Source organism: Variovorax sp. P4_B10, assembly GCF_056402375.1.
The window spans coordinates 1-12,858 of record NZ_JBFUHN010000066.1 but is presented as its reverse complement, the minus strand read 5'-3'; the positions used below and the strand labels follow the sequence as shown (position 1 = coordinate 12,858).

Sequence of the window (12,858 nt, the reverse complement as noted above, 5' to 3'; positions counted from 1 at the left end):
TTTCATGAAGCTGATGCCCTACTGGCTCGATACCTCGCCGAGATTCACAGGGGGGCAGACGCAGGCGCCCAACGGCAACGTCGATGTGGCGGTGGTCGGTGCAGGCTTTACCGGCTTGTCCGCGGCAATCGCGCTGGAGAAGAAAGGTGCAAGTGTTGCGGTGTTCGATGCCGCGACCGTGGCCAGTGCCGCTTCCGGCCGCAACGGCGGCATGTGCAACAACGGCTTCGCACAGGACTACTGTGCGCTGTCGGGCAGGCTCGGGCGAGAGCGCGCCAACATGCTCTATCGCGCTTTCGACGCGGGCGTTTGCAAGGTGGAATCGCTGATCGCGGAGGAAGGCATCGACTGTGATTTCAAGCGTGTCGGCAAGCTCAAGCTCGCTGCCAAGCCGGAGCACTACGACAAGCTGGCCCGCTCGCAGGCGCTGATGGAGAAGGAGTGCGATCCCGACACCTACATGGTGACGCGTGCGGAACTGCGCAACGAGATCGGGTCGGATCGGTATTTTGGCGGTCTGGTCTTTGGCAAGAGCGCAGGCATGCACGTGGGCCGTTATGGTCACGGCCTTGCCGTGGCCGCAGCGAAGCGCGGCGTGCGTATTTACGAGAATACGCCGGTCATCGGCCTCAAGCGCCAAACCGGCTCGGTGCATCAAGTCGAAACGCCGAATGGCAGCATCCGCGCCAAACAGGTTCTGCTTGCGACCGGTACGTCGGCCGTGKGGCCATTGGCCTGGTTCCGCCGTCGCATCGTGCCCGTGGGTGCATTCATCATCGTGACCGAACCGCTGTCGGTCGAAGTGCTCGATAGACTGACGCCGCGGCGCCGGATGACCACGGACACGAAGAACTTCGTCAACTACTTCCGCGTCACGCCAGACAACCGCTTGCTGTTCGGTGGTCGCGCGCGTTTCGCGACGACCAACCCCAAGTCGGACATGAAGAGCGGCGCCATCCTGCAACGATCACTCGTGGAACTCTTCCCCGAGTTGAGAGATACCCGTATCGATTACTGCTGGGGTGGCATGGTCGACATGACACGCGACCGCTTACCGCGGGCCGGAGAGCGCAACGGCCTCTTCTATTCCATGGGTTACAGCGGGCACGGAACCCATATGTCGACCTACATGGGCGCGATCATGGCGGAAGTGCTGGATGGCCGCGCGGACCTGAACCCATGGCGGGATTTCGATTGGCCGGCGATTCCCGGCCATTTCGGCAAACCATGGTTTCTTCCTATCGTCGGCGCTTACTACCGCTTCCAGGATCTGGTGCGCTGAGTACCTTCGGCGACGATGCGCCCCAGGCAGCGGAGCCACGGCATCGACCTCCGGCAAGGCGGCACTGCCAGCCCTTCGGGCGAAGACCGCGTCGATGGCTCCCAGGTCGTTCTCAGAATTCGTGCGGACAAGCTGGCAAAGCTACATCGCCATCACGACGAAGACCTTGCTCAGCGGACGCGCGGGCGTGCCCTGGTCTTGCAGGCCGCCGAGGGTGGCGGACTGGTGCAGAACGGTGATGCCCATGGTCAGCGCCCGGCCTCGACCGCATCAGCCAGTTCGGCCAGCGTGTGGAAGTGGTAGTCGGGCTCGGTGCGCTTCGACTCGATGGTGCCGCCGGAGCCCTTCTGCGCATGGCGGCGCTCGATCCAGCAGGTGGTGATGCCGAGTTCCTTCGAGATGCCGATGTCGTGGTACTGGCTTTGCGCCACGTGCAGGTTGTCGGCCTGCTTGTGGCCCCAGGCGCCTTCGAAGCGGCCGCGGGCATAGGCGAAGTAGCGCGCATCGGGCTTCTCGCACAGCGCGTCGTCGCAGCTCAGCAGCATGTCGAAGGGCGAGCCCAGCGTCTTGTCGAAATGGGCCAGCGCCCAGTGCTGCGCGTTGGTCATCGTCACCAGCTTGAAGCGCTTGTGCAGCCGCTTCAATGCGTCCACCGAATCCGGGAATGCCGGCCACTGCGCGACCGAATCGCGCAGTCCCTGGGCCAGCGCATCGGAGTCGGGCAGTCCCAACCCGGGTGCGATGGCGTGCCAGCAGCGTTCCAGGTCGTCGGGGTACCAGCCGGCCTTGCCGTCGGCGCGTGCCTTGCGGTAGGCGGCGAGGAACTCGTCGTCGCTCACGCGCGCATCGGGCACCGCCGAGCGGAGGTAGGCGAGCATGCCGCCCTCGAAATCGATCAGCGTGCCGACAACGTCGAACGTGAGAACCTTGAAATCTTGCAGGGACATGCGAAAGCTCCAGTGATGAGGGGGTGTCGGCCGCCACGATGTCCGGGCCGGACGTTCATCAAGGATAGGCGGCGGCTCATGCCCATGAGATTCGAACTGCCCCCGTCTGGCAGCACGGGATTCCGTTGTCGGCGCCGCGCCAGCATCTTCTCCGGCGCGATGTCAGGCCCCCAGCGAAACGAGTGGCACGCCCGCATAGGCCAGCCTGAATGCGTAAAGAACGGCCGCCGCGTAGCCTGCGGTCACCAGCCATACCGCCGCGCGGCCCGCCGGAACGCGCCACGTCGCAATGAGCGCGCCGGCGATGGGCAGGACCTGCTGTGCGTGCACCCCCAGGAAATGCGCCACGCGCAGATCGCCCCCGGTGGCCGACCAGCCGAGCAGCGGCAGCACCGCGCCGCCGGCGAGCGCGCCGATGGTCGGCCCCTCGTGCTGGCTGATGGCCATGCCCGCGCCCGCGCCGGCCACGAAGGTCAGCACCAGGCCGAGCACCGCGGCCAGGCGATAGGCCGGCGGCAGYGCACCGCCATGGCGCGCCATCTGCCATGCCAGCGGCAACGCGGTGGCATTGAGCGAGAGYGCGCCCACGCCCATCAGTACGTACATGACGGCATGGAAGGTCGAGTCGTTGTTGAAGTGCGAGGCCTGCCCCAGCGCGCCCTGCAGCGTGATGTAGCCGACCTCGAAGACGCCCGTGGCGATGACGACGGCGACGATGGCGCGTTCGGCGGCCGACCCGCGGCGCTCGCGCGGCAGGTCGCCGAGCAGCCAGGCGGAGGTCAGCGCATAGAGGCTCACGGAGGCCATGAACTTCAGCGGCTTGACCCAGACGCCGACGCCGTTCAGCGTGCGCGGGTCCAGGTAGCTCGCCACCAGCGCGGGAACCATGATCGCCAGCAGCAGGCCGCCGAACATCGCCAGCTGCGGCTGGCGGCGGTGCAGTTCGCGCGCCACTCGCGCGCAGGCCGGTGCCACCCGCAGCGCCAGAAAGGCCAGCAGGCCCACCGGCCCGAACAGGAAGGTGAGCGCAAAGCAGGGAATGAGCAGCACCGGCGCGATGCCCGCGCGTTCGCCTTCGCGCGCGATCCAGGTGCCCACGAAAAGATCGAAGGCGAGGTAGTGGAACCATCCCGCCGTGAGCAGGCCCGGGTGCTGGAACAGCGCATGCACGGCAGAGAGCGAGTCGTAGCCTCCGCCCGCCGCGGAAGACCAGTACGTCGCCATGAGCCACCAGTAGGCCAGCCCCAGCCCCACGGGAATGACGATGCCAGTCGCCGCCCAGATGGCGGGCTTGGCGCGGCCGAGCCAGGGTGCCGCACCGAGGGCGGCCCAGGCGGGCAGCGCGATGGTGCTGCCTGCGCTGAAGAGTGAATCGAACATGGGTGGCATCGCGTGCTGGAAAGGGTCAAGCCGGGAATGGATCGGCCATATCTTGACAGTGTTTAGATAAAAATACCATTGGAATTTGAACGGTGTAAAGTTCGTGCTTCCAAAACACCCGGACGGCAAGCAGCCATGGCGGCCAGAAAAACGGCGGAAGCTCCCGCGCCCTATCACCACGGCGACCTGCGCGCGGCGCTGATCCAGGCCACCGAGGGCCTGCTGGCCGAGCGCGGCATCGAGGGCTTCACGCTGCGCGAGGTGGCACGGCGCGCGGGCGTGTCGCCCGCCGCGCCGCTGCATCATTTCGGCAGTGCAGCGGGCCTGCTGACCGAGGTTTCGATCCTGGGGTTCGAGGAACTCACGCGCTGCCTGCGCGACGGCACGGCAGCAGGCGGCAAGGACCCCGCACGCCGGTTGCGCGGCCAGGGCATGGGCTACGTGCAATTCGCATTGGCGTACCCCGGGCGGTTCCAGCTCATGTTCCGCAAGGACCGGCTGATGCAGGACGGGCGGCTGAAAGAAGCCGGCGATGCGGCCTTCGCCGAACTGGAGATGGCGGTGCGCGACTACACGGGCTGGGGCCGCGAGAAGCCGCTGAACCGTGCGACGCAGGCGACCGTGCTGGCGGCCTGGTCCACGGTGCATGGCTTCGCGCATCTGGCGCTCGACGAGAAGTTCGGCGAGCAGGCGGGCACGCACTGCACGAAGGATTTCGTCGACGGCATGCTGCCGGAAATCCTGCGGCAGCTCTGGCCTTAGGAAACTAGGCGGGCCGCAACGGCGGCAGCCGCCGCGGGATGGTGTGCGCCTTCACGATCGAGGTGTTGGTCTCCGCCTTCGCGGCGATGCGGTCGAGAATCCCGTCGAGCTGCTCGAGCGATTGCAGGAAGAGCCGCGCGATGAAGCAGTCCTCGCCCGTGACCTTGTCGCACTCGCAGAACTCCGGCGTGCCCTCGATCAGCTTCTGCACCGCCTGCAGCTGGCCCGGCAGGGGGCGAATGCGCACGATGGCCTGGAACTGGTAGCCGAGCGCCTTGGGGTTCAGCGCCAGCGTGTAGCCGCGGATCACGTCGCGCTCTTCCAGCCGCCGCAGCCGCTCGGCCACGCTGGGCGAAGAGAGGCCCACCTGCTGGGCGAGGTCCTTGAGCGACATGCGCGCGTTCGCGCCGAGCGCCGTCAGGATGTCCTGGTCGATGTCGTCCAGCATGCGCGATCTCCGATGGTTTGGGTGGTGAGCCTAATTTTCGATGGCAATCGGATACCTTTGCCTTTTTTAAAGCATTTCCATCCGTTCTGAAAGCTGGCACGCTCGAAACCATGCAAATGAAGCTTCGCGGCGCGCTCGAGATGAGCGCCGCCATGGTGATTTCCGGGACCATCGGATGGTTCGTCGTGCGCTCCGGCCAGCCGCTGGCCGACCTGCTGTTCTGGCGCTGCGTGTTCGGCGCGGCCACGCTGCTGGCCGCGTGCATCGTGCTGGGCGTGCTGCGCCGCGGCCTCACGCTTCGCACCTTCGCCCTTGCCGCGTTCGGCGGCGTAGCGCTCGTTGCCAACTGGGTGCTGATCTTCGCCTCCTTCTCGCGCGCGTCGATCTCGATCGCCACGGCGGTCTACAACACGCAGCCCTTCATGCTGGTCGCGCTGGGTGCGCTGCTGTTTTCGGAACGGCTGACGGCCATGAAGGTGGGCTGGCTCTGCATCGCATTCGCCGGTGTCGTGCTGGTGGCGCAGGCCAAGCACGGCGGCGGCAATGGCGATGGCACGGCCTACTTCATGGGCGTGCTGATGGCGTTGGGCGCGGCCTTCTGCTACGCGGTGGCCGCCATCGTCGCGAAGAAGCTCGACGGCATGGCGCCGCATCTCATCGCGCTGATCCAGGTCTGCGTCGGCATCGTGCTGCTCGCGCCATTTGCGAACCTGAAGGCGCTGCCCACGGACGCGGGGACATGGGGCACGCACCTGGCAATGGGCGTGATCTACACCGGGCTGGTGTTCATCCTGCTGTATGGCGCCATCCAGAAGCTGCCCACGACGGTCGCGGGCGCGCTGTCGTTCATCTATCCGCTCGTGGCGATCGGCGTCGACTTCGTGGCCTTCGGCCAGCGCCTCGCGCCGGCCCAGCTCGCCGGCGCCGCGGCCATCCTGATCGCGGCGGCGGGCATGACCTTCGGATGGACCTTGCCCGGCATGCAAAAACGACCGGCGGCCGCCGAGCCGCGCTGAGGCCTCAGCTCGCGCGCTGCTGGCGCCGGCCCAGTGCGAACACCGAGTTGGGCGCATCGACCACGAACGGCTTGCGGGCCGGCGTGCCGACCACCGTCGTTCGCCTGCTGCCGGCCGCGCTGGTCGCCGGCAGGACGCCCTTGGCCTTTTGCTCGTCGACGAGGCTCTGCAGCGAGATCGACTTCAGGAACTCGACCGCCCTCAGGCTGACCGAGGCCCAGAGGTCGTCGACCTCGCAGCGGCCGGCGTCGCCCGCCGGGTCGCCGCCTCGCCGGCGGGTGGCCTCGGCATCGTTGTCCTCGATGGAGAGCACGATGTCGGCGACGCTGATCAGCGCGGCCTTGCGGCTGAGCGAATAGCCGCCGCCCGGGCCCCGGGTCGATTCGACCAGGTCGTTGCGGCGCAGCTTGGCGAACAGCAGCTCGAGGTAGGAGAGCGAGACCCGCTGGCGCAGGCTGATCGAGGCCAGCGTGACCGGACCCGAGCGGCCGTGCAGTGCGATGTCGATCATCGCGGTGACCGCGAAGCGGCCCTTGGTGGTGAGGCGCATGGTGAGGCTCCTTCGAAAGCGTTATTCGTCCCGGCCGCCTGCGATGCCCAGCAGGGCCAGCAGCGACTGGAACACGTTGTAGATGCTGAGGTAGACGCCCAGCGTGGCGGAGATGTAGTTGGTTTCCAGGCCGTCCTTCACGCGCTTCAGGTCGTGCAGGATGAAGGCCGAGAAGATGCCGATGGCGGCGACCGACAGGGTCATCGTCAGCGCGCTCGACCGGATGAAGAAGTTGGCGATGCCGGCCACCAGCAGCAAGATTGCGCCGATGAAGAGCCACTTGCCCATGGCCGGCAGGTCGCGCTTGATGATTGACGAGAGCGCGGCCATGCCCAGGAAGATCGCGCCGGTGCCGGCGAATGCCGTCATCACGAGGCTGGCACCATTGGACAGGCCGAGCACCGTGCCGACGAGGCGCGACAGCATCAGCCCCATGAAGAAGGTGAAGGCCAGCAGCACCGGCACGCCGGCCGCGGATTCCTTGGTCTTCTCGATGGCGATCATGAAGCCGAAGGCGCCGCCGAGGAACACCATCAGGCCGATCCCCGGCGACATGGCGCGCGCCAGGCCGGTGGAGACGCCGAGCCAGGCGCCGAGCACGGTGGGCACCATCGACAGCGCGAGCAGCCAGTAGGTGTTGCGCAGAACGCGGTTGCGTTCCTGGGCCGAGGCGACCGGTGCGCCGAGGCTGGGGTGGTAAGCCGATGGGCTGTTGTTCATGGGGATTCCTTGATCGGGCGTCACGGGGGACGCGGTATGGCACGGGATGGGCGGTGTGTTCGCGATGCAAGCGGCGCCGGAATGCGGCAACACGGTCGGATCGGGAAGGCAGGAGCCGCCAAAGGGCTCCATCCAGGTCGCGGCGGAGCCTAGGCGGCGAGGGCGGTGCCGCGGGGTGGCCGCTTGGGCCGATCGAGGAGCGGCGAGAGCGTGGACGCCAGGGCGAGTCCGCGCGGTTGTTCCGACAGGAGAAGCGGCGCCGGTGCCGGGTGCCGGCCATCGACCAGCTCGGCGTGTTCCGAGCCTGCCTCGTCATGGGAGGGGAGGTCTTCAGCGACCTCCATGGCGTCGCCGGCGTGCGCGTCGGACAACGACACGCTGGTCACGCAGGCTTGCGTGCCGCTACCGGCGTGACCGGCGGCGCCCACCAGGCCTTGCGCGAACACGGCAAAGCCGTAGCACGACAACATGATGGCAAGGACGAAAGCGGCAAACCAGCGGGACATGAAGCCGCGATTTTACCCGGCGCGTGCCGGCACGGTTTTTGGCACGCCGTTTCACCGACCGGGGCGGTCGGACGTTTCGCGCCCCTGCGCCGGCGCCGGCTCGGCCACCGCCGCGCCGTCCTCGGGTTGGAGCCACTCGCGCGCATGGGTGCGCAGTGCGTCGATCTGCAACCAGATCAGGGCCAGTTCGGTGTGGAAAGTGCGTGCCTCCGCACCGGCGTCGCCGCCCGGCGCGACAACGTTCGCCAGCGCCGCGCGCATGGCCGCCTCCGTGGCCGCACCGTCCGTGACCGACCCGTTCTCCAGTTCGCCGGCGAGCGAATCGAGCGCCGCTGCCGCGCCTTCGGCCGCATCGCGCAACACCGCCAGGTGCGGCGAATCGGGCAGCGCGGCGCGGTGTGCGCCGAGCGCCGACAGATAGCTCAGCAGCGTGTGCGAACGGATCAGGAAGCGCAGCGCGACACCGGCGCGCGGCCGCACATAGCCCGGCTCGCGGAACATGTCCGACACCGCGGTCGACAGCGCCGCATCGGCGTTATGGTCGTTGCGCCGCGCAAGCCGGTAGTCGAGGTGGTCGCGCGGGCCGGTGCGGTACTGCTCGACGATCTTCCGCAGGTAGCCAGCGTGGTTGCGCATCGCCGTCGCCGCCAGCTCGTTGATGCGGCGCGCCTGCCAGTGCGGCAGCACCAGCAGCACGGCGAGGCCGGCAATGGCGCTGCCGATGGCGGTGTCGACCAGCCGCGGCACGAGCAGCAGGCCGCTGTCGCCCACCTGGTTGAAGCACATCAGCACCAGCAGCGTCATCGCGGCCGTTGCCAGCAGGTAGCGCGTGGCGCGGGTGGCGAAGAACAGCATGCCGGCCACCACCGCGATCGCCGACTGCACCAGCGGCTGCGGAAACAGCTGCAGCAGCGCCCAACCGGCCACCACGCCGAGTGCGGTGCCGGCGATGCGCTGGCCCATGCGCGAGATGGTGTCGCCATAGGTCTGCTGGCAGACGAACAGCGTGGTCAGCAGGATCCAGTAGCCCTGCGCGGGATGGATCAGGTGCATCACGCCGTAGCCCGCGGTCAGCGCGATGGCCAGCCGCAGCGCATGGCGAAACAGCGGCGAGCGCGGCGCGAGCTGCCGCCGCACGCGCTCCACCGCATCGCGCCAGGAACGCGGCGAGCGGTTGAACAGGCCCATTTCGGTCCGTCCGGCGCGGGCGGAAGGCTCGCTCGCACCGGCGAGCTGGCCGTCGAGCTGCGCGAGGTTGCGCGCGAGCGCCTCGACCGAGGCGAGCAGCGTGAGCCGCTGCGGCGTGGTCGCGCGCGCCCGTTCGTGCTCGATGGCGCCGCGCAGGTCGGCCAGCGCCTGCACCGTCTCGACGCCGGTGTCGAAAGGCTCGCGCCGCGCGATCGAGGCGGCCAGGCGCTGGCAGGCCAGCCCCTGCAGCCCGAGCACGCGCTGGCAGCGGTACAGCAGGTCGCTGTGGAAGAAGGCATCGGCCAGCGCGTTGTAGTCGTCGTGCGAGGAGCTGGCGCGCTCGTGCACGTCCTGTGCGATCAGGTAGAGCCCGCGGTAGCGCGAGATGCGCCCGGTCGGCGCCCGCGCGCCGATGCGGCGGAAGATGCTTTCCTTGGCGGCATTCAGCTCGGCCACCACCTCGGCATTGAGCTGCGCGAGAGAGAGCCGCTTCTGCGCGATGTCGATGCCGCGCAGCGGCTCGAACAGAGAGGCCTTGAAGCGCACGAAATTGCCGAGCACGGTGAAGAGCGAAACCAGCCGCGCCTGCACCGGCTGTGCCGGAAAGGCGGCGCACCAGAGCACCGAGAACACGCCGTACCAGGCGGCGCCGGCCAGCAGCAGCAGCGGCTCGCGTCCACCGTCGTGGCCGTGCGTGGCCTGGTTCTCGATGCCGAGCGTGGCGTACATCGCGAGGATCAGCGTCGCATAGGCGATGGCCCTGTACCGTGCTTCCACTGCGCCCAGCATCGTGAGCCAGAAGGCTGCGAACGCCAGCGCCGCGATGAAGAGCAGCGGCATGCCGAACAGCGCCTCGACCGAGAACGACACCACCGCAAAGCAGCCGAGCGTGACGAGCTGCGCGCGAAGCCGCCCGCGCCAGCTGTCGTCGGTTTCGGCCAACGCGCTGGCGATGGCACCGAGAAACAAGGGGATCACCGCATCGGGATGGCCGGTGAAGCCGCACACCGCCATCAGGCTGCCGAGCGTGAGAAATATGCGCAGTGGCTGCGCGCGGGAGGCAAAGGAACGTAGGCGCTGGCGCAGCGAATCGGGGGACAGGGGGAGCATGGCTGCAATCTTGCACGATGCATGCCATGCCATGCCATGCCATGCCTGGCTTCAGGCGGCCACGGCCTCCCGCAGGGCCGGCAGGGTTTCCAGCGCCACCCGCTGGACCAGCGTGCGGAACCACTGCGCGGCCTTGTCCTCGTCCAGCCGCCGATGCCAGGCCATCTGGATGTCGTAGCCCTCGATGTCGAAGGGCAGCGGCCGTGTCTCGAGGCCATGCGTGCGCGCCATTTCCTGCGCGATGTCCGCCGGCAGCGTGGCCACCAGCGGTGAGCGCGTCAGCCAGGAAGGCAGGGCCGAGAAACGCGCCGCGCAGGCCACGACGCGGCGCGACAGGCCGAGTTCCCTGAGGCGGTCGTCCACGGCGCCCGCCAGGTCGCCGCGCTGCGAGACCAGCACGTGCTCGTGCTCGAGGTAGGTCTCGAGCGTCATCGCCGGCAGGTGGCCGATCTGCCGCGCATCGAAGAGGCAGACGAAGTCGTGGTGGCAGAGCGTTTCGCAGCGCTGGTGCGCCGGCGTGTTCCTGAAGTAGCCCACGGCCAGCTCGATGTCGCCCGTGTCCAGCATCCCGGCCACCCGCGTGGCGTCGATGGACCGCACCACCAGCGAAGCCAGCGGCGCCAGCCGGCGAAGCTCCGCGAGCAGCAGCGACACCACGCCGGCCTCGCAGGTCTCCGACGCGCCGAGACGGAACACATGGGCCACCTCGTTGGGGTTGAAGGCACCGCTGCGATAGACCAGCCGGTGCGCACCTTCGAGCAACTGCGCAATGGCCGGTGCCAGCTCGTCGGCCCGCGCGCTCGGCACCATGCCTGCGCCCGAGCGGATGAACAACTCGTCGTTGAACAGCTCGCGCAGCCGCCGCAGCGACATGCTCACGGCCGACGGCCCGAGGTACAGCCGGGCTGCTGCGCGCGACACGCTCTGCTCCTGCATGAGCGCGTGGAAGACCACCAGCAGGTTGAGATCGATCTTGCGGAAGTCGAGTTCGTGGATGGTCATGGGTGGAGGGTTGTCCGGCGTCGTGGCCGGCGATCATGCGCCAACAGCGGCTGTGGAGGAAGTGGTCCCGGTCCTGGCTTTCGCAAGTTGATTGGATTGAAAGTCCGGCTCAATCCGATTGGCTGGACGCGCCATCCGGCGGATGCTCGAATCCGGCGTGATGACTTCCATCCATCGGGCGATCCGGCGCCTCGCATTCCAAGCCGCCGCGTTGACCCTGTTTGCCGCGATCGCGGGCTGCGTGGCGCTCCCGTCGAATCCGGCCCGTGCGCCTTCCTCCGCCATTGCGCCTGGCACGTCCACGCCTTTGGGCGCCATCGTCGCAGCTTCGCTGCCCGATCCCGCGCTCTCGGGATTCCGGCTGGAGCCGTTGGCCTGGTACGCCTTCCGCCTGCGCCTCGAACTCGCGGCCCGCGCGCAGCGCACGCTCGACGTGCAGTACTACGTGCTGCACAACGACGACACCGGCAAGGCCCTGTTCCGCGCCCTGCGCGACGCGGCCGACAGGGGCGTTCGCGTGCGGCTGCTCATCGACGACCTCTACACGGTCGGCGAAGACGAACTGCTGTTCGCGCTCGCCGCCTCCCCGAACGTCGAGGTGCGGCTCTTCAATCCGTTTCCCGGTGGCCGCGCGTCCTTTGCCGGCCGCTTCGCGAGCTCCCTGGCGGATTTCGGCCGCATCAACCACCGGATGCACAACAAGCTGCTGGTCGCCGACAACGCGATGGCCGTGGCCGGTGGCCGCAACATCGCGAACGCGTACTTCATGCGGGCCAACGAGAACAACTTCGTCGATCTCGATGTGCTCGCCGCCGGCCCGGTGGTGCGCGAGCTGTCGACCGCCTTCGACACCTACTGGAACAGCGAGTACGTCTATCCGATCGAATCGCTGGTCGCGTACCCCGGCGGCCCCGACGCGCAGCGGGCAAGGCTGGACGTGCTCACCGCGGCGCCCGAGTGGCCGCGGGACATGGGCGTGCCCGAGCGGCTGAAGCGCTACACGACGACGCTGGAGCAGCTCGAACGGGGCCGCCTCGAACTGACCGCCGCCACCGCGCACGCCTTTGCCGATCCGCCCGACAAGGTCGCGGGCAGCAAGGACTCGACGCGCGAAGGGACCGTGCGTGCGCGCCTGGTCGAGGCGATGCGCGCGGCCACCGAGGAGGTGTTCGTCGCCTCGCCGTACTTCGTGCCGGGGCAGATCGGGCTCGAATCGATGCAGCAGCTTCGCCTGCGCCATGTCCGGCTGCGGCTCCTGACCAATTCGCTGGCCGCGACCGACGAGCCGCTGGTGCACACCGGCTACACGCGCTACCGCACCCCGATGCTGCAGGCCGGCGTCGAGATCCACGAGCTGAGCCCGGGGCTTTCGCGCCAGCGCTCGCGATTGGGGCGCTTCGGCGCATCGTTCGGGCGGCTGCACGCCAAGATCGCGGTGATCGACCGCCGCATCCTGTTCGTCGGCTCGATGAACCTCGACAACCGCTCGGAGCGGCGCAACACCGAGCTGGGGCTCTTGATCGACAGCCCCGCGCTGGCCAGTGAATTGCTGGGCATGATGGACTTCGAATCCAGCGCCTACCTGCTGCGCCTGGCGCCCGATGGCCATTCCACGGAATGGGTCACGCGGCAGGATGGCACCGAGAAGATGTTGACCGAGGAGCCTGAAGCTGGCGCCTTGCTGAGGCTCCAGGTGTTTCTGCTGGCGCCTATCGTGCCTGAGGGTGAACTCTGAGAGTCTGTCGGGGGGGGCGTTCGGGGTGCGTGCGCAGGACACCGGGTACTCCCCTCCGCGAATGTCCCCCGCTTCGCTCCTCCTTTATTTCGCTGCGGGGAGCACCCGGTGCCCTGTGCACGATGAGCGCTGCTCTCGTGCTGGCCGATCAACCGCTGCGCTGAGCGATCACGCCGATGGTGTGCTCTGCGCAGCGAAATAAAGGAGGAGGC

Annotated in this window: 12 protein-coding genes; 4 read left to right on the top strand and 8 right to left on the bottom strand. The window is 68.1% G+C overall.

What is annotated here, in order from left to right; all coding sequences use genetic code 11:
- Nucleotides 1–4 precede the first annotated feature (4 nt).
- Nucleotides 5–1,282 carry an NAD(P)/FAD-dependent oxidoreductase gene (locus AC1DXX_RS25025; protein WP_478136916.1) on the top strand — a complete coding sequence of 426 codons (1,278 nt, stop codon included), beginning with the start codon at nucleotides 5–7 and terminating at the stop codon, nucleotides 1,280–1,282.
- Between the two features lie 248 nt (nucleotides 1,283–1,530).
- Here the strand turns inward: AC1DXX_RS25025 and AC1DXX_RS25020 are convergent, their stop codons facing one another.
- Both AC1DXX_RS25020 and AC1DXX_RS25015 read right to left on the bottom strand, forming a co-directional pair.
- Nucleotides 1,531–2,229: an HAD-IA family hydrolase gene (locus AC1DXX_RS25020; protein WP_478136915.1), complete on the bottom strand. Its 699-nt coding sequence runs from the start codon at nucleotides 2,227–2,229 to the stop codon at nucleotides 1,531–1,533.
- A gap of 162 nt (nucleotides 2,230–2,391) precedes the next feature.
- Complete coding sequence (locus AC1DXX_RS25015; RefSeq protein ID WP_478136914.1) at nucleotides 2,392–3,609, bottom strand: ABA4-like family protein; 1,218 nt, start codon at nucleotides 3,607–3,609, stop codon at nucleotides 2,392–2,394.
- 135 nt (nucleotides 3,610–3,744) lie between these two features.
- On the opposite strand from AC1DXX_RS25015, the gene AC1DXX_RS25010 reads away from it, so the two are divergent.
- Nucleotides 3,745–4,371 carry a TetR/AcrR family transcriptional regulator gene (locus tag AC1DXX_RS25010; RefSeq protein ID WP_478136913.1) on the top strand — a complete coding sequence of 209 codons (627 nt, stop codon included), beginning with the start codon at nucleotides 3,745–3,747 and terminating at the stop codon, nucleotides 4,369–4,371.
- Between the two features lie 4 nt (nucleotides 4,372–4,375).
- Here AC1DXX_RS25010 and AC1DXX_RS25005 read toward each other — a convergent pair whose 3' ends face one another.
- Complete coding sequence (locus tag AC1DXX_RS25005; RefSeq protein WP_478136912.1) at nucleotides 4,376–4,819, bottom strand: Lrp/AsnC family transcriptional regulator; 444 nt, start codon at nucleotides 4,817–4,819, stop codon at nucleotides 4,376–4,378.
- A 110-nt stretch (nucleotides 4,820–4,929) separates the two neighbouring features.
- On the opposite strand from AC1DXX_RS25005, the gene AC1DXX_RS25000 reads away from it, so the two are divergent.
- Entirely contained in the window at nucleotides 4,930–5,835 is a 906-nt protein-coding gene (locus tag AC1DXX_RS25000; RefSeq protein WP_478136911.1) for a DMT family transporter, read from the top strand.
- Nucleotides 5,836–5,839: 4 nt separating this feature from the next.
- On the opposite strand, the gene AC1DXX_RS24995 is transcribed toward AC1DXX_RS25000, so the two are convergent.
- From AC1DXX_RS24995 to AC1DXX_RS24975, 5 genes are all read right to left on the bottom strand, one after another.
- Entirely contained in the window at nucleotides 5,840–6,385 is a 546-nt protein-coding gene (locus tag AC1DXX_RS24995) for an Rrf2 family transcriptional regulator (RefSeq protein ID WP_478136910.1), read from the bottom strand.
- A gap of 21 nt (nucleotides 6,386–6,406) precedes the next feature.
- Nucleotides 6,407–7,105: a Bax inhibitor-1/YccA family protein gene (locus AC1DXX_RS24990; protein ID WP_478136909.1), complete on the bottom strand. Its 699-nt coding sequence runs from the start codon at nucleotides 7,103–7,105 to the stop codon at nucleotides 6,407–6,409.
- A 149-nt stretch (nucleotides 7,106–7,254) separates the two neighbouring features.
- Nucleotides 7,255–7,611, bottom strand: a complete 357-nt coding sequence (locus AC1DXX_RS24985) for a hypothetical protein (RefSeq protein ID WP_478136908.1) — start codon at nucleotides 7,609–7,611, stop codon at nucleotides 7,255–7,257.
- 51 nt (nucleotides 7,612–7,662) lie between these two features.
- A complete protein-coding gene (gene yccS, locus AC1DXX_RS24980) occupies nucleotides 7,663–9,909 on the bottom strand; it encodes a YccS family putative transporter (protein ID WP_478136907.1) in 2,247 nt (748 codons plus the stop codon).
- A 51-nt stretch (nucleotides 9,910–9,960) separates the two neighbouring features.
- On the bottom strand, nucleotides 9,961–10,911 hold the full coding sequence (locus AC1DXX_RS24975; RefSeq protein ID WP_478136906.1) for a LysR family transcriptional regulator: 951 nt from the start codon (nucleotides 10,909–10,911) through the stop codon (nucleotides 9,961–9,963).
- A 160-nt stretch (nucleotides 10,912–11,071) separates the two neighbouring features.
- Here AC1DXX_RS24975 and AC1DXX_RS24970 point away from each other — a divergent pair, with 160 nt between their 5' ends.
- Entirely contained in the window at nucleotides 11,072–12,646 is a 1,575-nt protein-coding gene (locus AC1DXX_RS24970; protein WP_478136905.1) for a phospholipase D family protein, read from the top strand.
- Nucleotides 12,647–12,858 lie beyond the last annotated feature (212 nt).